This window comes from Shewanella youngdeokensis (genome assembly GCF_033180165.1).
Taxonomy (GTDB): domain Bacteria; phylum Pseudomonadota; class Gammaproteobacteria; order Enterobacterales; family Shewanellaceae; genus Shewanella; species Shewanella youngdeokensis.
The window spans coordinates 1,728,856-1,749,866 of record NZ_CP136522.1 but is presented as its reverse complement, the minus strand read 5'-3'; the positions used below and the strand labels follow the sequence as shown (position 1 = coordinate 1,749,866).

Below are 21,011 nucleotides of genomic sequence, written 5' to 3'. Positions count from 1 at the left end.
CAGATGGACATTCTCAATTGGCAAACACTGACCGCCGCAGATCAACAAACAGCATTACTAAGGTCGCCATTAATTGGCGATGCAAACTTAGAGCAAAGTGTGTCAGCTATTATCGAAGCGGTTGTTAATGAAGGCGATCAAGCATTACGTCGGTTCAATAATCAGTTTGATAACGTCAACATTAACCAGCTCAAGCTATCTGTTGATGAAGTTGCTTTAGCTTGCGCAGCGGTTCCAACCGAGCTTAAACAAGCCATAGCACAAGCTAAAGCCAATATTAATGCCTTTCACCGAGCTCAAGTCGCCACTCAGATTGACGTTGAAACTCAACCCGGCGTTCGCTGTGAGCTTAGAACGGAGCCAATTGAAAAAGTCGGACTTTATATCCCTGGCGGCACAGCACCGTTGATCTCAACAGTGCTGATGTTAGCACTACCAGCCAAAATTGCAGGATGTGCTCAACGTGTGTTAGTTAGCCCGCCACCCATTAACGACGCAATCATTTATGCCGCCAACGAATGTGGAATTACCGATATTTACCAGGTAGGCGGGGCGCAAGCAATTGCAGCCCTTGCCTTTGGTACGGAGTCAGTTCCTCAAGTCGATAAAATTTTTGGGCCCGGGAACCGTTTTGTTACCGAAGCTAAGCGTGCAGTAAGCCAAGACAGCCGAGCTACCGTAAGTATTGATATGCCCGCTGGGCCGTCTGAAGTGTTAGTCATAGCGGACGCCAATGCGAATGCCGAGTTTGTAGCTGCAGATTTACTATCGCAAGCCGAACATGGGCCCGACTCACAGGTTATGCTCGTCACCGACTCTAGCACGCTGGCAGACAAGGTAAATCAAGCCCTACAACAGCAATTACTGCAACTGTCTCGTATGGAAGTGGCTAAAACAGCCCTAGATAGCAGCCGGACTATCATCGTGGCTGATATGGAAGAAGCTGCAACGGTGTCAAATCTTTATGGGCCAGAACACTTAATTATTCAAACTGCACAGCCGCGTGACATCCTTCCACAAATTCGCGCCGCTGGTTCAGTTTTCCTCGGCGCTTATACGCCAGAGTCTGTAGGGGATTATGCCAGTGGTACTAACCATGTTTTACCCACATATGGCTACAGCAAAACCGTATCAAGCTTGTCACTTGCCGATTTTAGCCGCCGTTTTACTGTACAAGAGTTAACACCAACGGGCTTAGCATCGCTAGCTGATGCCGTTATGACGTTAGCTGCAGCCGAACAGCTCGATGCCCATAAAAATGCAGTTACACTGCGCATGGCATCACTTAATACTGCGACCAAGGAGGCATAATGACCACAGCGATGAATCTAGCCCAGCGCCTTGCTAGGCCGGAGCTTTTAGACTTACAAGTCTATCAATCAGCGCGCCGCATAGGTGGCCAAGGTGATGTTTGGATTAATGCCAACGAATCACCATTTAACAATACCGACTTAGCTGGTGTTAACCGCTATCCAGAATGTCAGCCTCCTGCACTATTATCGGCTTATAGCCGCTACAGTGGGGTCCCGAGCAATTGTATGCTAACCGGGCGTGGCGCAGACGAAGCTATTGAAATACTCATTCGGACTTTTTGCATTCCAGCCAAAGATTCGATTGCCACCTTTGGCCCAACCTACGGCATGTATGCCATCAGCGCGAAAACGGCTAATGTTGCAGTCAACACATTACTGCTCACCGATGACTTTCAGTTGCCCAGTGACTACCTAACGCAACTCGACAATAGTGCGACTGTGTGCAAAATCGTTTTCATTTGTAATCCTAATAATCCGACCGGTAGCGTTATTCCTAAAGCTGAATTAATAAAAGTAATAGACAGTAACCCCGAGCGCCTAGTAGTGATTGACGAAGCTTATATTGAATTTAGCCCTGAGTATTGTGTAGCAGATCTAGTTGAAACTCGCCCTAACCTAGTGGTGCTGCGTACATTATCTAAAGCTTTTGCTTTAGCTGGCGCACGTTGTGGTTTTTTATTAGCAAACCCCGACATTATCGACATGTGTATGCGCGTCATCGCGCCCTACCCCGTGCCATTGCCTGTCAGCGAGTTAGCGACTGCAGCGCTCAGCCCTGCAGGGTTAACCACCATGCAAGCACAAGTTGATGAAATGAAAAAACAAGGGTTACGTTTAGCGCAAGCGTTACATGAGTATGGCGCTACGGTGATAAAAGCCCATGGTAATTATGTACTTGCCAAATTTACCAATAAAGAAGCAGTGCAGCAAAAATTGACCCAAGCAGGCGTGATTGCAAGAAGTTACAACGATAAACGCTTAACTAATTGCATTCGCTTTAGTTTTTCAAATCAGTCGCAAACAGATTATTTAATCGGCCTGTTTTCGAGTACTAACAAATAATAATGTGGACTTGGTTTTAGGCCTACCAGCCAAAAACCAGTGCAATATAAAAGAAACCTGAAAGGTATTATTGCTATGAAACAGAAAATTCTCTTTATCGACCGTGACGGCACTATTATTGAAGAGCCAGTAACAGACAAACAGGTTGATACGCTTGCTAAGTTAGTCTTTGAGCCCAATGTGATCCCTGCATTACTCAAGCTGCAAAAAGCGGGCTTTCGTTTAGTGATGGTAAGCAATCAAGATGGTCTGGGCACCCCGTCATTCCCTAAAGATGATTTTGACGCGCCGCAAAATATGATGATGCAGATCTTAAACAGTCAAGGGGTTACTTTTGACGATGTCCTGATTTGCCCACACTTTAATGATGACAATTGCAGCTGCCGTAAACCCAAGCTCGGGCTGGTTAAGCAATACCTCACTTCGGGTAAAATCGATTTTACTCAATCAGTCGTTATCGGCGATAGACATACCGATATGGGTTTAGCGGAGTCCATGGGGATTGAAGGCCTGCAGTACCACCCTCAAAACCTGAACTGGGACAATATTGCCGATAAGCTACTCAGTAAAAACCGAATCGCCACCGTCATCCGCACCACAAAAGAGACCGACATTAAGGTTACAATCGACTTAGACTCAGCAGCAAAAGGCACTATTAGCACCGGTATTGGCTTTTTCGACCATATGCTTGAGCAGATTTCAACCCACGGTAATTTTAAAATGGACGTCAATGTCGCTGGCGATCTAGAAATCGATGATCACCATAGCGTTGAAGATACCGCGCTTGCTATTGGCGATGCACTGCGTCAGGCATTAGGTGACAAACGCGGTATTGCCCGCTTTGGCGATGCATTTGAACAAGCTATCCCGATGGACGAAGCCAGTGCTCAGTGTTTACTCGACCTTTCGGGCCGCCCGTTTATTAAATTTTCAGCCGAATTTGGCCGTGAAATGGTTGGCACTATGGCCACCGAAATGGTGCCCCATTTTTTCAGATCTTTTGCCGACGGCCTACGCTGCACCTTGCACTTGTCTACCCTAGGCGATAATGACCACCACAAAGTCGAAAGTCTGTTTAAAGTGCTTGGCCGCACGTTACGTCAGGCTGTAGCCATTGAAGGGGATGCATTACCATCAAGTAAGGGAGTGCTATGAGTAACATTACAAACTCAGATCAAGCCCAGGCACTAACCGGTACCACAGTCATAATCGATACTGGCTGCGCTAATTTGAGTTCGGTACGCTACGCGTTTGAACGCTTAATGTCGCCGGAGCAACGTGACAGCCTATCCGTCACTGACGATATTGCTGCGATTAAAGCCGCAACCCGAGTGATCTTACCAGGCGTAGGAACCGCTGGCGCAGCAATGGCATCACTGCATAACAAGCAGTTAGTTGATGTAATAACCTCATTAACTCAGCCTGTATTAGGAGTTTGCTTAGGTATGCAAATGTTGACCCAAGTATCTAAAGAGCGCGGAGCAACCACGCAAGATTGCCAATGCTTAGGTTTAATCCCAACCGAGATTGAACAATTAGACAGTAAAGGCCTACCGCTACCTCATATGGGCTGGAACCAAATAACACCGTCAAGTCACCCCATTTTTAACGGCATAGCCAATGGTGCATATGTCTACTTTGTCCATAGTTACCGAGCGCCAATCAGTGATTACACTATTGCGACTGCTAAGCATGGTGAACAATTTAGCGCCGCCATCGCCAAAGGCAACTTTATAGGGCTGCAGTTCCATCCAGAAAAAAGTGCCTCCGTTGGCGCGCAGATGTTGAAAAACTTTATGTTGATGACTGAATCAACCTTTAACAGCCAAAGTAACCAACAAAAGGTGCCATCATGATTATACCGGCAATCGATCTTATCGCAGGCGAAGTAGTACGCCTCTATCAAGGTGATTACAATCAACAAACTACCTTTGACTTAAGCCCACTTGCACAGCTGCAGTCATACCAAGACCAAGGAGCAGCGTTGCTTCACATAGTGGATTTAACTGGCGCTAAAGACCCAACCAAAAGGCAGACCACACTCATTGCAAGCCTTGCAAAAAATTTACAAACCCCAATTCAAGTCGGTGGTGGTATTCGTACCGAGGCGCAACTAAGTGAGTTACTAGCCATAGGTGTTAGTCGGGTGGTGATTGGTTCTTTAGCTGTTAAACAGCCTGAGCTAGTCAAAAACTGGTTTGTAAAATATGGCAGCGATGCCATCTGCTTAGCACTAGATGTCAATATCAATGAGCAAGGCGAAAAAATCGTTGCTGTATCGGGCTGGCAATCTGGTGGCGGCAAAACGCTCGAATCTATAGTCGCAGAATTTAAAACCGTTGGTCTTAAGCATGCATTAGTGACCGACATTAGCCGCGATGGCACTTTAAAAGGGGCCAATACGGCGCTTTATCAAGAGATCTGTACCAGCTATCCCGAAATCAACTGGCAAGCATCAGGTGGAATTGCCACGCTAGACGATGTTGCAGCAGTCAAAAACAGCGGCGCTAACGGCATTATCATTGGTAAAGCCTTATTGATTAACCAGTTTACCGTTAAGGAGGCAATTGAATGCTGGCCAAACGTATAGTTCCCTGCCTTGATGTAAAAGAAGGCAAAGTCGTTAAAGGTGTGCAATTTCGTAACCATGAAATTGTCGGCGATATTGTGCCACTCGCAGCAAGATACGCTGAAGAAGGTGCCGATGAATTGGTTTTTTATGATATTACAGCCAGCGCCCATGACCGTGTCATTGATAAGTCTTGGGTTAGCCGAGTAGCAGAGCGAATTGATATTCCTTTTTGTGTTGCCGGCGGGATTAAAACCATTGAACAAGCACGTGAAAAATTAGCCTTTGGCGCTGATAAAATATCCATCAACTCGCCAGCGTTAACCGACCCCAGCCTTATTGAACGCTTGCAAGATGAGTTTGGTCGCCAATGTATTGTGATCGGCATCGACTCTTACTATGACCTCGCAAGTGACAGCTATAAAGTTAAACAATTTACCGGTGATGAATCGGCCACCAAAGACACTCGTTGGTATACCCAAGACTGGGTTGAACAGGTGCAAAAAAAAGGTTGTGGCGAAATTGTATTGAACGTAATGAACCAAGATGGTGTACGCCAAGGTTATGATATAAAACAACTTACAATGGTTCGCTCGATATGTGATGTTCCGCTTATCGCCTCAGGCGGAGCTGGCACAATGGAGCATTTTAAAGATGTCTTCGCCCTTGCCAACGTTGATGCAGCATTAGCTGCCAGTGTGTTTCATAAAGGGATTATCGATATTCAAGTGTTAAAAAACTACTTGCGTGAAAACCAAATTGCAGTGCGGATCTAGACTAGTTTCAATTGGCTTTAATCAATCGAGTTACCGCTAAAAAATATTAAATTATTGCTTTGACAATAAAATGCTGACCGTATTAAGGATGTAATATGACATCGCTGTACCAAGAAAAACCACAAGACCGTGCTCTATTGAGCCAACTTGATTGGACTAAAACCGACGGTTTAATTCCAGCTGTGGTGCAAAATCACTTAACTGGCAAAGTCCTCATGCTCGGATACATGGACCATGCAGCATTAGATAAAACACTCACGAGTGGCCAAGTTACCTTTTTCAGCCGTAGCAAGCAAAGGCTATGGACCAAAGGCGAAACCTCAGGTAATACGCTGGATTTAATCGCAATCGATATGGACTGTGACAACGACAGTTTGTTAGTACAGGTGGTCCCAAATGGACCGACTTGCCATAAAGGCACACAAAGTTGCTGGCAAGACGGTAACGCCCACCCATTTATTGACAATCTCAGTACGCTAATTGCCTCCCGTAAAGGGCAAGATCCGAAATCAAGCTACACCGCCTATTTATTCGATAGAGGGACTAAACGGATTGCGCAAAAAGTGGGCGAAGAAGGGCTTGAAACGGCTTTAGCTGCGGCCACCAATGACATACCAGAGTTAGTCGATGAAGCCTCTGATCTTATCTATCACTTACTGGTATTGCTGGAAGATCAATCTCTGTCACTCGAAGACATCACTGCAAACCTAATGAAGCGTCATAACGCCGCCAAATAAAACAGCTTAGAAAAACACATCAAGGTTAGTGACACTATTTAAAACGTCGCTAACCTAGTTAAAATTGACTATAGCGCTTCAATTCCGGCCTCAATATTATTGACACCCAAAAGGACGTAACTCGCTCTTCTAGAGTTCTTAAACGTCGGTGAAACGTTCACATAGCGAGCCTATCCTTAAACCAACAACTTAAGCATGGTGTTCCTATACCGATGTAACAAATTCCAACCATCAAGCGCCATTTAGCCGATAAAGTCATCTTAACGTTGAGAATCGCCAAAAGTGTGAAATATTTTCTACTATATAGAACACTGTTTTCTAATATGAAATAACCTCCTTTGCCATGGTGTTGCTCAATATAAGTTCTGATATAATTTTGAACACTAAAATTAATTTCTAATTATAAAAGTGCCCTTATGAATCTCGCAGATAAAGTTTTAGTCGTAAATGACAACCTTCCCATTCGTACCGACAAACCTGTTCACTCAGGTAAAGTTCGTAGTGTTTATTGGTTAACTGAGCAAGACAGCGCTCGCCTAATCAAAGACAAAGGCTATGATGTACCAGCTGACGCGCCACTCGCGATTATGGTGATCAGTGATCGTATCTCGGCATTTGATTGTGTTTGGCAAGGTGAGAACGGTTTAAATGGTGTGCCGGGTAAAGGCACAGCGCTCAACGCTATATCTAACCATTGGTTCAAACTATTCAAAGAGCAAGGGTTAGCTGATAGTCATATCCTTGATATTCCACACCCTTTGGTATGGATTGTACAAAAAGCACGTCCAGTCATGATTGAAGCCATTGCCCGACAATACATTACTGGCTCAATGTGGCGTGCATATAGCAAAGGCGAGCGAGAATTTTGCGGGATCACACTGCCTGAAGGTTTAGAAAAAGATCAAAAACTACCAGAGATTTTAATTACCCCGTCAACAAAAGGGGTGTTAACTGGTCTTGAAGGCGTGCCTGAAGCAGATGATGTTAATGTTTCTCGTAACGACATTGAACGCCATTCTAAGGGCTTTAATTTTAGCAATATTGATGATATCGATTTATACGAGAAATTGCTCTCAGAGGGCTTTGATGTCATTAGCGATGCATTAGCAGAGCATGATCAGATTTTTGTTGATACTAAATTTGAGTTTGGCTACGTCAATGATGCAGCAGGTAACGAGAAACTCATTTATATGGATGAAGTCGGTACTCCTGATAGCTCACGTATTTGGGACGGTAAATCGCATCGTGATGGCAAAATAATTGAGCAATCAAAAGAAGGCTTTAGGCAATGGCTGCTTAACAACTTCCCTGATCCTGATATTTTGCTTAATAAAAGTCGTATGGACGAGCGCTTTGCACTCGCTAAAAACAACCAATTACCGCAATCGGTCATGATGGATATCTCTAACACCTATATTGGTATTGCTGAAAAAGTGATTGGCGAAAAGCTCCACATTAGCGAAAACCCTAAACAAGAGATTATTGATGTACTGCGCAATGATTATCAACTCATTGTTTAGTTTTTGACGACACAACCTTAAGCGTAACAAAAAGCCGCAATATTAATTGCGGCTTTTTAATGGGTAAAAAACATGACCAACTAAATCAGTGATGTTGCTTCGTATTGTAAATCGATTCCTCTCCTGGAGGACGGGTTTTTAAGACTCTTAAAAACCACATATATTGCTCTGGATAAGCCAATATTACTTGTTCGACAGCCTTATTTAACGCAATCGCCTCGTTCTCTTTACCCTGCATACTTTCTGGTGTTAAAGCAGGCATGACCGTTAGGTCAAAATGGCGCTTAATTTTGTCATAGCCTATTTTAACTGGCATAACCTGCGCATTACCCGCTTGAGCCAAACGCCCTACCACAGGAAGTGTCGCTTTAGTCGTACCCAAAAACGGCGCAAAAACACTATTTTTAGGACCAAGGTCTTCATCAGGCAAATAAAAGAAACTATTGTTCTGTTTAAGCTCCGACAATAGCGCTCTAATGCCAGCTTCACGCATATAGATGTTACCACCTTGCGAACTACGCATACGGTTATTAAACCAATCAAACAAACCATTCTTGTGTGCTTTAGCCATTGATACCATCGGTAAATCAATGTTTAAGCGTAACCCTGCATATTCAATACCCCACACGTGCGGCATAATAAATATCACTGGTTGTCCAGCAGCCTTAGCCTGTTCAACATGTTCAAAACCGCTAAGTTTAACGCGGTTTCTAATGTTTTGAGTCGACTTAACCAACAGCTCTGATTGCGCGAGTAAAATCATCACAAAGTTTTCAACATTCGCCTTGATCAGCGTCTCTATCTCAACCGCAGATTTGTCTGGAAAACACGTCATTAAATTTGCACGAACAATGTGTATCGGCTTATTTGCAAAACGAACCACCAGCTTAGATAACTGGCACGCAATAGGATCTCTTAACCAGGCAGGCATTAAACCAAACAAGACCAAGATTAATATGGCTAACCAGGTAAACCAATATTTAGGGTGTAATAACGATAACCGAAAACGGCGATCAAAATATTTTGGCTTTCTAGACAAACGAAGACCTCTTTAGCAAATGAAAAACAGAAAAAGCCACTCAATTGAGTGGCCTATTCATCACAATGCTAGTGCAATTATTTCTTTGCGTTAGCTTCTTCTACGCGACTTTTCAGCTTCTGTCCCGGACGGAATGTCACAACACGACGGGCTGAAATAGGGATATCCTCTCCTGTCTTTGGGTTCCTTCCCGGTCTTTGATTTTTATCTCTCAGGTCGAAATTGCCAAATCCAGACAGCTTGACCTGCTCACCACTTTCAAGGGCTTGACGGATCTCTTCGAAAAACGTCTCCACCATCTCTTTTGCTACTCTCTTATTGATACCTAGCGTTTCAAAGAGATGTTCTGCCATTTCAGCTTTGGTAAGTGCCATACTTTTAGTCCCTCAACGATGCGTTGAACTCGTCTTTCAGAGAAGAAACAACTGCATTTACCATTTCAGCAATTTCTTTTTCTTCCAGTGTACGAGCGTTGTCTTGTAATAAGAGTGCAATAGCAAGGCTCTTTTTGCCTTCCTCTACGCCCTTACCTTGGTATACGTCAAACAAGTTTATGCCAACCAACTGATTTTCGCCAACTTTTCTTATCATTTTTACAACATCTTCTGCTGCAACAGTGTCATCAACTACGATAGCAATGTCACGGCGGTTAGCTGGAAACTTAGATACTGTCTGGGCTTGCGGTAATTTCGCATGCAATAAAGCGTCTAATTCTAGCTCGAAAATAATTGTTTTACCGTTAAGGCCAAATGGCTTTTCAAGGCTCGGATGCACTGTACCAATAACACCAATGACTTGATCATTACGTAGAATTTCAGCACATTGCCCCGGATGAAGCGCTGGATGAGTGGCAGCTCTAAAGCTAAATTCAGCTTCAGAAACAGTCAAACCAATCACGGCTTCTAAATCACCTTTAAGATCGAAGAAATCAACTGTCGCTGACTCCATTGACCAATGTTCATCATTTTGATTGCCCGCAATCACCGCAGCAAGCATTGGCTGTTGTGATACGCCTGAGTCTGCAGACTCTGTAGGCACGAAACGCAAACCAGTCTCAAACAATCTAACGCGGTTTTGCTGGCGGCTTTGGTTGTAGCCCACTGCCGATAGCAAACCGGTAAACATTGATAGTCGCATAGCCGACATTTCAACAGAAATCGGGTTTGGTAAAACCATCGCTTCTGCACCAGGGTGGATCAGGTTTTGTTGCTTAGGATCAACAAAGCTGTAGGTAACCGCTTCTTGGAATCCACGAGCAACTAACATGCTGCGCACACGTTTCAGGCTGATATCAGATTCATTATGATCTGACATGCTCAATTCCGCTACAGGTGCAATATTAGGAATGTTGTTGTAACCGTAAATTCGAGCAACTTCTTCAATCAAATCTTCTTCAATTGCCATATCAAAACGGTATGTTGCTGTGGTTACATCCCATTGTCCATCGCTTACTACAACAGTAAAACCAAGGCGCTCTAGAATTTCAGTAACATCGTTATCTTCGATATGATGACCAAGAGTACGGTCTAACTTAGTACGGCGTAAAACAATTTTTGCCGGCTTTGGTAAGTTAGCTTCTGATTTAGCTTCAACAACTGGGCCTGCTGCACCACCACAAATATCGAGTACTAATCGGCTCGCACGATCCATAACTTTGTGTTGTAGCTCTGGATCTACACCACGCTCAAAACGGTGTGAAGCATCGGTATGCAGACCAATCTTGCGTGCTTTGCCCAAAATAGCTAATGGGGCAAAGAAAGCACACTCAAGCATAATGTCGGTTGTCGCCGTCGTAACACCTGAGTGTTCACCACCGAATACACCTGCTAATGCTAACGGCTTAACCTGATCTGCAACAATCAACATTCCTTCAGGAATAGTGATCTCATTACCGTCAAGTAATGTCAGTTTCTCTTCGCCATTTGGCTTACGAACCTGAATGCCGCCTTCCAATTTTGCATTATCAAATGCATGCATTGGCTGACCAAACTCAATCAGTACGTAATTTGTAATATCAACAATTGGGTCAATTGAGCGAATACCGCTACGACGCAATTTTTCTTGCATCCAAAGTGGCGTAGCTGCAGTAACATCAACATTTTTAATGACACGCGACAAGTAGCGTCCACATTCCTGTTCAGCTTGAAGGTCAATACTCACTTCATCACTGATGGTTGCAGTTACCGGTTCCCAAGTTGGTTCGGTTACAGCTTGTCGATTTAACACACCGACTTCGCGTGCTAAACCAGCCATACCTAAACAATCGGCACGGTTAGCGGTTAAATCAACATCAATAACCGCATCATTAAGGTCTAAGTATTCACGTAAATCTTTACCAATTGGTGCATCGACAGGCAACTCAATAATGCCGTCACTTTCGATATCAATACCAATTTCGCCATATGAACAAAGCATACCGGCTGATGGTTGACCACGTAGTTTTGCTTTTTTGATTTTAAAATCACCAGGCAAAACAGCACCAACCATTGCAACAGCAACTTTAAGACCTAAACGACAGTTTGGTGCGCCACAAACAATATCGATAAGCTCATCGCTACCAACATTAATTTTGGTAACACGTAGTTTATCTGCATCAGGGTGTTGACCACATTCAACGACTTCACCAACAATTACACCGCTAAAGTCAGCAGCGACAGTATCAATACCATCAACCTCAAGACCAGCCATAGTGATTTGGTGCGCTAATTCTTCACGGTTTACACTTGGGTTAACCCACTCACGAAGCCAAGATTCGCTAAATTTCATGCTGTACAGCTCCGTTTATTTAAATTGCTTAAGGAAGCGAAGATCATTTTCAAAGAAAGATCGTAAATCGTTTACGCCATAGCGCAACATAGATAGACGCTCAACGCCCATACCGAATGCAAAGCCAGAATAAACCTCAGGGTCAATACCAACACTACGTAGTACATTTGGATGTACCATGCCGCAACCTAGAACCTCTAACCATTTGCCGTTTTTACCCATAACATCAACTTCAGCAGAAGGTTCTGTGAACGGGAAGTATGATGGACGGAAACGCACTTCTAAGTCTTCTTCGAAGAAATTGCGCAAGAAATCGTGCAATATCCCTTTTAGCTCAGCAAAATTAACTTTTTCTGCAACCAACAAGCCTTCTACTTGGTGGAACATAGGCGTATGCGTTTGGTCGTAATCATTACGGTATACACGGCCTGGAGAGATAATTCGTAGAGGCGGTTTTTCATGCTCCATCGTACGAATTTGGACACCCGAAGTTTGGGTACGTAGCATTACTTTCGGGTTGAAATAGAAAGTATCGTGATCCGCACGAGCTGGATGGTGCTCAGATATATTCAACGCATCAAAATTATGAAAATCATCTTCGATTTCTGGACCGTCTTTAACAACAAACCCAAGTTCACCAAAGAAGCTTTCTATACGTTCAATTGTTCGGGTTACTGGATGCAGCCCACCAGTTTCAATGTGACGCCCAGGAAGGCTCACATCAATACTTTCAGCTTTTAACTGCGCTTCAAGTTCTGCCGCTTTTAATCCATCGATGCGAGTAGACAGTTGCTGTTGAACCGCTTGCTTAGCTTGGTTTACAGCTTGACCAAAGGCCGGTTTTTCTTCATGAGGAAGTTTCCCCATCATCTTCATCATGTCGGTAATCTTACCTTTTTTACCAAGGTAATCGACACGGAGGTCATCAAGCGCTTTTAAATCTGTAGCGTCGTTGATGGCGGCTAAGGCCTGTTCTACGATCTCTGTTAACTGTGACATCATCTCTTCCAGTGCATGTAGGGCAAACCTACGAGTCTTAGGGCTTACATATTTTCTTTAATTGAAAATAGAAAAGGCTCAAATTTTACGTCAGCAAGCCCCATTTGACTAGAGCTAATTACACCTTTTTATTAGCTAACTGCTTATTTTGTTTAGTCCTTACTCAGGTATAAAACGCATCATTGAGCCATCATTGTAAAATTTGTGCTCTAGCCGTTAAGTATCGGATGGTTATTATGCTAGTTGAAATCCAATTTTCCGCCACGAAGTCCGCTTAAAAATAAGTCGCCACTTGTTGATTTCAAGGAGTTAAACCTATCACGGTTTAAAAAGCGTTCAATCAAACCAAGATCTTTAATAAAAGATCAAGTAAACCAGTAAAGAACCGATAAAGTTAAACAGTCACTTTAAAGATTGAGATTATAAGCATGAAGGCAGTAAAATTCCGCTGGGTTGATAAGTTTCTTATCCATATGACGTTAAAGTCAAAATTTACGGTTGTAGCAATAATACCTATTTTAACGTTAGTCGGTCTCACCTTTTTATTAAGCCATAACTTTAGTAAAAACTTGCAAGAGTCCCAGCTAATTCAAGCCGAGCAGTATAATCAAAAGCTCAGTGACGCACTTGATAAAGCCTACCGCTTGCTACCAAATGAAACTAAACAGCCATTTTTGAACGCATTTAATGGAGATATCAGACTTTATACTCAAGCCAATACTCCCCTAGAGATAGAAAACATTGCAGACAATGGCGGTAACTCTTTGGTCGTAGGCGATCACATTAAGAGTGTCAGTCGCAATAGCCAAAGTAGTTTAGTTACCGTGTCTACCATTGTTCGCCCCCAAAATAGCTACAATGATTATTTTGTTTACGCGACTGTGGGAGGCTTTATATTCATAATCTTCATCACCTGCTACTACATTTCTACTTTTATTGGTGGCTCACTATTTGTCAGTGTCATGGCATTGAAGAAAGCGGCCGATGGCGACTTAACGGGACGGCTAAACTTTTTTGAAGTTAAAGACGAATTTAGCATTTTGGCAGGAAGCATTGACACTTTAGTCGAAAGGCAGCATAAATTGGTCACACAGATGACACACGCCAATACAAAAATTCGCAGTGTAATACAATCCTTTAGAGATACTGCAGAAGAAGGACAATCGTTGGCGGTTAACCAGCGCCAGCACCTAGACTCACTTGCTACAGCCATGGAGCAAATGACCTCTGCAGTTAAAGAAGTTGCCTGTAATGCAGAGCAATCCTCAATAGAAACACAAGAAGCCAATCATCAAGTTGATGCAGGTTCACGTGATATTTCAATTACAGTTGACGCCATCGGTGGCCTAAGTACTGAAATAGCACAAGCTTCAGATGCCGTTAATGACTTAAACAACAACGCAACTAAAATTGATGAAGTAGTGACCACTATTAATGCTATTTCAGAACAAACAAACCTCCTTGCTTTAAATGCTGCCATTGAAGCGGCAAGAGCGGGCGAACAAGGGCGTGGCTTTGCAGTTGTAGCCGATGAGGTAAGGACCCTAGCTGGCCGAACTCAAGCAGCAACGATTGAAATAAAGTCGATGATTGAAGCACTTCAAGCAGGATCTCGTAATCTAAAACAGGTAATGACCCGCACTGTAGAAAAAGCCGAAATAAGCAAAAAGCACATTCTTGATACCGGAAATGATCTTCAAGGGATTGCACTTCATAGTGCTAAAGTTTACGAAATGAGTACGTTAATTGCTACTTCAGCAGAAGAGCAGTCTGCTGTTGCTAATGAAATTGCAACCAATTTAATGGGCATTCGTAATCAATCACATGATGTGGAGCAATCAGCAAATCAATCAGTTTCTGGTTGCGACGAGCTACATGCTACAGCTGAACAACTTGATACATTACTCGTAGGCTTAAAAATTTAAATCGTTATATAAACTTTGTGTAGGGTGGTGCTTTTGTGCCACCCTTTTTTTGTGCCAAGATCACACAGTTAACAATATCACCACATTTACATACAAAAAACACACACTAATTGTATACTTGCTTTATAATTTCAGACTTAGCCTTAAATAGTATGGATACAAATTAAGGATGCAACTGACTTTTTGAGTATCACTTAAACATGCAAAACCGAAATGTCCGCTCCAAAAAATTGACTGACTGGCAAACGAGCCTACCGATGAAATTTATGTTCATCCAGCTTTTGGTGGCTGCGATTATTATCATGACAAGTGTTTGGTTCCTCAAATCAATTGAAACTCACAGACTTATAGACAATCAACAAAGTTTAAATATTAAAACAGGTAAAGCCATTACCGCGACTTTACAACAAAAAACTAACCGTATTGAAAACCTAGCGGTATCGATTAGTGCTCTGGGCGAGCTATACCGTGATACGCCTACACTGTTAGATGGCAGTATTCCCGCTTTACTTAACCCTCTAGGCCATGAAGATGTCATTCTCGGTGGGGGGATTTGGCCCGACCCTAACGCATTTGACAACGATATCCGTAAATACAGTCATTTTTGGGCGAGAAGCGAGAGTGGTCAACTAGTAAAGATCGATGATTATAACGAACAAAAAAGCCCGGGATACCACAACGAAAGCTGGTATGCACCAAGCAAATATTTTCCAACCGATACCACTTATTGGTCAAAATCTTATGTTGACCCATTTACACAGATCCCAATGGTTACTGCATCTGTGCCAATGTGGTCAAATCATCAATTTATTGGCGTATCAACGGTAGATATCGCTTTAGCCAATCTACATAACTTTTTCAAAACCGCACTGACGGGTCAAAGGGGGTATGTATTTGCACTCGATCAGCAAAATAGATTGTTGTCATATCCCGACATAGCGCTAAATGCACCAGAAGATATTGCAACCAAAGAATTACTGCTGCCATTTGCCGATTTTGCTGAACTTAATGGCTCGTTTAAACCACTGCAACAAAAAGTAGAACAAATAGATGCTGAGTTTATCCAACAGGCAGAAATTGACAAAGCCTATACAACCGAGCAACTTATAAAAGTCACTGAAAAGTTCCCTAGCCACGAGCAAGCGAAATTGACTGCTATCATCAATCAAAATGCAAAACAGAAGTTAGTCACAGCACAGCTCATTGGGACAGTTGAACTTAAAGATGACCCTGTGTTTAACGAGCCTGTCATTGTCACTTTGTTCCTAATGCCTGGCACATATTGGAAGGTTATTTTAGTCACGCCTATAACTGCCATTGAAGCCAGTGTTGAATCCATGACTGAATCAATTGGACTATACCTCGTAGCGATTCAGATTTTTGCGTTAATGTTACTTTTTATTGTACAGAACAAACTGTTCATCAACCCAATAACAAGAATGGTGAATGCACTCAATAACAGTAACTCAGCAATGATAGAGCTTGAAAGCAACGGCCGAACCGATGAAATTGGCTTACTTGCTAAAGCATTTAGCTCTCGTACCCAGCAACTTGAAATAGCCCTTTCCAGTTTAGACGCCACAAATCTTGCGTTAGAAAACCAATTAGAAGTACAACAATTGGCTCAAACAGACCTAAAAGAAAGTAAAGAACAGCTGAATTTAATATTAAACTCAGCACATAATTTAATCTTTATAAAAAGTGTAGAGGGTGAACTGACACTGGTAAATGACCAATTTTGCCAAGTAGCAGGTTTGCAGCGAAACGACATTCTAGGTGTTAAAGTGCACCTAGTATTACCCAGCGAAGTATCAAGAATAAACAATGACTACGATAAGCAGGTTATCGAAAATAAACAAGAACTTAGCTATGAGCAGAAAATTAAAAAAGATAGAGAATTACATACTTACTTAGTGACCAAGTTCCCAATATTAGACAGTCAACAGCAAGTAGTGTCAGTCGGTACCATTGCCTTTGATATCAGTGAAACAAAAAGCATTGAGTTAGAAAATAAAGCTCAATTTGAAAAACTTATTCAAGATAACAACGATAGCACCGCCATTATCAAAAAACTTAAACAAGCAAATTTGCAGTTAAAAAATGAATCAATACAAACACGTAGTCAGTTAAATAAAGAAATTAACTACGAAAAAGTGATCTTAGACAATCAAGCCCTCTACCCTAACCTCATTGCAAGCTTAGTAAAACCCATTTTTAGAGAGCAAGATGAATTAGCGGCCAATGCATACCGTTTTTCTAATGGAGACCTCGATTTTACAGACATTAGTCAAGAGCTTGCTCAGCAAACGGAACGACTTAGACATTTAGAATACTTGCTGTCAGCACAAGGTTCTAGCGCCAAACCTATAGATTTGGTTCAATTACTGGAGCACATTACTGCCTTATTACAGCCTAAATTGGCTGAGCTTAATATCGTCATTGAAAGCCAAACTGATAAACGACTGATTGTTGATGGGATCCATTGGCATTACTTACTTATGCTTTATCGAATAGTGAGCAATACTGTAACTGATGCTTTTGAGTTTCATCAAAAAAATAAGCGCATCAAAGTGGTACTACAGAAACACAATAATGACATAGAGATAACCGTGTATGACAATGGCAAAGGCTTACCAACTGCCTTGTTAGACCAGCTGCAACAGCAGATATTAGAAAACGAAGTCAGCGGTAGCTTAACTACATTATCAGTGTGGCTAAAAAGTGAGTTTAACGGCAAGCTACAAATAACCACCTTAGCAGTTGAAGAGCAATATACTACCGCAGTAAGCTGTGCAGTATCTATATCATAGCGTTAGCTGCACTATGGGCAGTGATAAGCGCTTGAAGCTACCCCTTACCTGAACTGCCCATGAGATAAAATAAAGCATTACGCAATATATTTAGCTCTGTTTTCTATTCAAAAAAGGCCTGTAGAAAATTGCCAAAATCACTATGGCTGTCGATGCCGCTGTAATTTACAAACTTAAGTACGGCACAAAACTCTTATAATCGTCATGACAATGCACACTAATTATCACCTCAGGCAAAGTATTGCTACCATGAGGCCTTACGCTGCTAGAGGGAAACATCAACAATATAATGGCCTTGCAACCAGTTACGACCTATCAGTAACTTATAAGTCATTTTGCTTCTATTTCTTAAATTAACTTTGACTTTGTACTCTTCGCCTGGCTCACCAATATTTAGCTCAACCATATAACGGATTTCACTCCCTTGCGCATTACGAATTAGCGAGGTTTCAACAATGCGCGTTTGAATCACGCTTGACTCACCTCGCTCATTTTCAGTGGTAAAGGTGATGATTTTACCTACATTTTGTTCCATATCAGCTGATTCATTTTCAATGGCATAATCAACCGCATGCAAAGAGTTTTCTACCGCACCGGTATCAATACGGGTTTTATATACCATTCCTGACTCAACAATACTGATCGCGGCTGTTGAGCCGATATACTTTTTACTTGCCACATCAACTACATATAGCCCTTTAAGCCAATTACGCCCAATCAGTAACTTATAATCCATATGGCTACGGTCACGTAAATTAACTCTAACTTGGCGCTCTTTCCCTTTAAAACCAACGTTCAAATTCACCATGTAACGTGTTTCAGTACCTTGAGAGTTACTCACTGTCGATGTTTTAACAATCTTTGCCGTTAAGCGCTTAGCTTCACCTTTAGCGTTTTCAGTGGTGAAAGACAACATTTTGCCGACGTTATCTTTCATATTTTTGGCACTGCCGCCCTCAACCTGAAGGTTAATGGCATGCAAAGAGGTATTAACAGCTCCGGTATCGATACGAGCAACATAGCCCAAGTTGGCGTTTGCAACGAACATATCGGCAGTAGGTCCAATGACTGACTTATCACTGGCCTGCAAAAAGGCTGATACCATCATACCAATAAGGCACAGCCCTAGTTGTTTTAACATTGTAATTCCTAATTTAGATAAATTGGCTTTCCGGTAGTTACTATTCTGTAATCCGTAGAATAACTCAATACTCGACATATCAAACTAAAGATATATGACAGTCCAAGGTCAACCAAAATTATTAAACAATAAACCGCCTGACAGTAACAATGCAGCCAACATCGCTGTTAAACACCCAGCATAGCTGTTAAACATGAAGCTCATGCCAATAATTGTTTTTGATTTTTAACTGAAAGCGACAGCACAGTTTAAGTTATGTAGCATGCAGTTATAGACGTTGAAAATGCGCATTCACAATATAGTTCTGTAACTATATATGGAAGCAGGCAATTTCCCCTGCACCGCGTTCAACACCCCAAACCGCATTGCAGCAAGGATTTGACTAACATCAACAGTTAAAAATGATCACTAGAGCAAACCCTTACGCCAAATGCAGTTTAGCAATCTCTTGATCAAATAAGTTTTTTATTAAACCTGAAAACTCAGTAATAAACATTGTCTGTTCTGGAGTGGCCTTGTCAGTTGACACGCTGGCGAAGATCTCTTCAAGATCATAAACAATAGAGTCAACCTCTCTAATGATGAGATTTCTCTGAGCAAAGGTTAATGAGGGGTTTTGGCCACAAACCAGCAAAATTTGAGCAGCTAGTTGCGCTTCAAACAACTCCATGACAGTGTCTTCAGCTGTAGCCTGTTGTTGCGAGTTTTCAAATATACCTAGATGCTCAGTTAAATATTGAACTAGATGTATATACCCGTCTGTATCGGTAACCATATCCTTCCAAAATATGCAGCCTGCATAGAGTGATAAGCGGCTCAATAAAAGCCGCAAAAATGATTTTGGATAAGAATATTATCTGAGTTTACAATTAAATGATATCGCCTAACGCTATTTCTTAAGGTAAAGAATAAACGAAACAGGTACCGCTTTACTAATTGCTGACAAACCAGCAACCTCTCTTAATTTATCAATACCTTGCGTTAACTCAAAGCTATCTGAATTGACAATAACAGGCATTACACTCGCCACAATAAGCTTGGACTCTGACAACTTAGCAATACTAACGATAAAGGGAATTTTCACTTTTTTACCGTGTAAATCCACGGTCCCCTCAATGGCTGCCTCGACAGAATCACCTATACTAATTTGACTTAGTAAATCTGTATCCACTTTTGCCGATAACGTTAAGTGAGGGTATTTATCAACTTCGAACAGTAACGAGCCCATACGTTGATCACGGATCGGCACTTTGGTATCGACACTTGCTAGCGAAACTGTCAGCTCGAAGTCACCAGCTTCAGTTAACGTACCAGCAAGCTGTTTAAAATGGTGAACTTCGGCAATATCGGCTTTTTTGATGGAGATGAAATTGACATTAGAGCGGTCATTAACAACATTCCAATTTGCAGCAGTGGTAACAAATGACAATGGAATGAGTAGTAATCCGATAAGAATACTTTTCATAGTAACTCCTTCAACATGTAATTAAAGACATCTGCACGTGAACCTGCAAAGTGCTAATTTAGTACCACCAATGGCGTTAAACCGATTATTCTACAGTTCACGGTACATAACAACTCTAGTACAAAGGATTTACTTTGTGACAAACAAAAACGCCACTTACAAATAAGTGGCGTTTATCATCTTACAAACTTTAAGGAGCTAACCGATCTCGTTGCCATTTGTCATCAACAGTTTTAACGTAAATAAATCGGTCGTGTAAACGGTTTTCTCCACCTTGCCAAAACTCCATACTAGTGGGTTTAACCAAATATCCCCCCCAAAACTTCGGCAATGGCACATCACCTTTAGCAAATTTAGCTTTCATTTCTGCAAACTTGCTCTCTAATGCTTTTCTTGCCGAGATCGGGCTTGACTGCTTAGACACCCAAGTGGCAATTTGGCTGCCTTTAGGCCGCGACATGAAATATTTTAGCACTTCGGTTTTTGATAACGGTTCAGCAACGCCGTTAATCGCTACTTGTTTCTCTAAAGTATGCCAAGGAAATAGCAAACTGACTTTTGAATTCTCAGCAATATGCTGCGCTTTACGACTCTCAAGATTCGTAAAAAAGACAAAACCATCGTTACCAAATCGCTTGAGTAAAACGATACGTTGAAAAGGTTGACCACTGGTATCAACCGTTCCCAGAGACATAGCTGTCGGATCTTTAATTTCCGAATTTTTAACGATTTCCAACCACGATGAAAACAATTCCATGGGATCATTTGGAACATCTTCACTGTGCATTTCTCCTAGAGAATATTCACGTCTAATATCACTTAGCTCTGACATTTGGTCATCCTTGCATACTGCAAAATCTAAAGGTTTAATCGCAACAGATAAACAAGT

At 42.1% G+C, this 21,011-nt stretch carries 18 protein-coding genes; 10 read left to right on the top strand and 8 right to left on the bottom strand.

All coding sequences use genetic code 11. The features are described from left to right. Nucleotides 1-3: 3 nt before the first annotated feature. The 8 genes from hisD to RGE70_RS07495 all read left to right on the top strand — a co-directional run bounded on the left by hisD (nt 4) and on the right by RGE70_RS07495 (nt 7,977). Nucleotides 4-1,311 carry a histidinol dehydrogenase gene (gene hisD / locus RGE70_RS07530; RefSeq protein ID WP_310470874.1) on the top strand — a complete coding sequence of 436 codons (1,308 nt, stop codon included), beginning with the start codon at nt 4-6 and terminating at the stop codon, nt 1,309-1,311. Next, entirely contained in the window at nt 1,311-2,375 is a 1,065-nt protein-coding gene (hisC, locus tag RGE70_RS07525) for a histidinol-phosphate transaminase (protein WP_310470873.1), read from the top strand. The genes hisD and hisC overlap by 1 nt, the downstream gene beginning before the upstream one ends. Before the next feature lie 75 nt (nt 2,376-2,450). Then, complete coding sequence (gene hisB / locus RGE70_RS07520) at nt 2,451-3,530, top strand: bifunctional histidinol-phosphatase/imidazoleglycerol-phosphate dehydratase HisB (protein WP_310470872.1); 1,080 nt, start codon at nt 2,451-2,453, stop codon at nt 3,528-3,530. After that, entirely contained in the window at nt 3,527-4,231 is a 705-nt protein-coding gene (gene hisH, locus RGE70_RS07515; RefSeq protein ID WP_310470871.1) for an imidazole glycerol phosphate synthase subunit HisH, read from the top strand. Before hisB ends, hisH begins: the two co-directional genes overlap by 4 nt. Further along, nucleotides 4,228-4,965, top strand: coding sequence for a 1-(5-phosphoribosyl)-5-[(5-phosphoribosylamino)methylideneamino]imidazole-4-carboxamide isomerase (gene hisA, locus RGE70_RS07510; RefSeq protein ID WP_310470869.1), 738 nt, complete (start codon nt 4,228-4,230; stop codon nt 4,963-4,965). Before hisH ends, hisA begins: the two co-directional genes overlap by 4 nt. Then, entirely contained in the window at nt 4,947-5,720 is a 774-nt protein-coding gene (hisF, locus tag RGE70_RS07505) for an imidazole glycerol phosphate synthase subunit HisF (RefSeq protein ID WP_310470868.1), read from the top strand. Before hisA ends, hisF begins: the two co-directional genes overlap by 19 nt. Nucleotides 5,721-5,815: 95 nt before the next feature. Continuing rightward, a complete protein-coding gene (hisIE, locus tag RGE70_RS07500; protein WP_310470867.1) occupies nt 5,816-6,457 on the top strand; it encodes a bifunctional phosphoribosyl-AMP cyclohydrolase/phosphoribosyl-ATP diphosphatase HisIE in 642 nt (213 codons plus the stop codon). Between the two features lie 416 nt (nt 6,458-6,873). Beyond that, complete coding sequence (locus RGE70_RS07495) at nt 6,874-7,977, top strand: phosphoribosylaminoimidazolesuccinocarboxamide synthase (protein WP_310470866.1); 1,104 nt, start codon at nt 6,874-6,876, stop codon at nt 7,975-7,977. Nucleotides 7,978-8,062: 85 nt separating this feature from the next. Here the strand turns inward: RGE70_RS07495 and lpxM are convergent, their stop codons facing one another. The 4 genes from lpxM to pheS all read right to left on the bottom strand — a co-directional run bounded on the left by lpxM (nt 8,063) and on the right by pheS (nt 12,781). Next, entirely contained in the window at nt 8,063-9,016 is a 954-nt protein-coding gene (lpxM, locus tag RGE70_RS07490) for a lauroyl-Kdo(2)-lipid IV(A) myristoyltransferase (RefSeq protein ID WP_310470865.1), read from the bottom strand. Nucleotides 9,017-9,093: 77 nt separating this feature from the next. After that, nucleotides 9,094-9,390, bottom strand: a complete 297-nt coding sequence (gene ihfA / locus RGE70_RS07485; RefSeq protein WP_012142935.1) for an integration host factor subunit alpha — start codon at nt 9,388-9,390, stop codon at nt 9,094-9,096. 4 nt (nt 9,391-9,394) lie between these two features. Then, on the bottom strand, nt 9,395-11,782 hold the full coding sequence (pheT, locus tag RGE70_RS07480; RefSeq protein WP_310470864.1) for a phenylalanine--tRNA ligase subunit beta: 2,388 nt from the start codon (nt 11,780-11,782) through the stop codon (nt 9,395-9,397). A 15-nt stretch (nt 11,783-11,797) separates the two neighbouring features. Beyond that, on the bottom strand, nt 11,798-12,781 hold the full coding sequence (gene pheS / locus RGE70_RS07475; protein ID WP_310470863.1) for a phenylalanine--tRNA ligase subunit alpha: 984 nt from the start codon (nt 12,779-12,781) through the stop codon (nt 11,798-11,800). 428 nt (nt 12,782-13,209) lie between these two features. Between pheS and RGE70_RS07470 the strand changes: the two genes are divergently transcribed. After that, nucleotides 13,210-14,706, top strand: coding sequence for a methyl-accepting chemotaxis protein (locus RGE70_RS07470; protein ID WP_310470862.1), 1,497 nt, complete (start codon nt 13,210-13,212; stop codon nt 14,704-14,706). 257 nt (nt 14,707-14,963) lie between these two features. Then, nucleotides 14,964-17,516, top strand: coding sequence for a PDC sensor domain-containing protein (locus RGE70_RS07465; protein ID WP_310470861.1), 2,553 nt, complete (start codon nt 14,964-14,966; stop codon nt 17,514-17,516). A 265-nt stretch (nt 17,517-17,781) separates the two neighbouring features. Here the strand turns inward: RGE70_RS07465 and RGE70_RS07460 are convergent, their stop codons facing one another. The 4 genes from RGE70_RS07460 to pdxH form a co-directional block, all read right to left on the bottom strand. After that, nucleotides 17,782-18,657, bottom strand: a complete 876-nt coding sequence (locus RGE70_RS07460) for a putative ATP-dependent zinc protease (RefSeq protein WP_310470860.1) — start codon at nt 18,655-18,657, stop codon at nt 17,782-17,784. Between the two features lie 421 nt (nt 18,658-19,078). Further along, complete coding sequence (locus RGE70_RS07455; protein WP_310470859.1) at nt 19,079-19,432, bottom strand: DUF3802 family protein; 354 nt, start codon at nt 19,430-19,432, stop codon at nt 19,079-19,081. Nucleotides 19,433-19,546: 114 nt separating this feature from the next. Beyond that, nucleotides 19,547-20,122, bottom strand: a complete 576-nt coding sequence (locus tag RGE70_RS07450) for a YceI family protein (protein WP_310470858.1) — start codon at nt 20,120-20,122, stop codon at nt 19,547-19,549. Between the two features lie 190 nt (nt 20,123-20,312). Then, nucleotides 20,313-20,954: a pyridoxamine 5'-phosphate oxidase gene (gene pdxH, locus RGE70_RS07445; RefSeq protein WP_310470857.1), complete on the bottom strand. Its 642-nt coding sequence runs from the start codon at nt 20,952-20,954 to the stop codon at nt 20,313-20,315. Nucleotides 20,955-21,011: the final 57 nt, after the last annotated feature.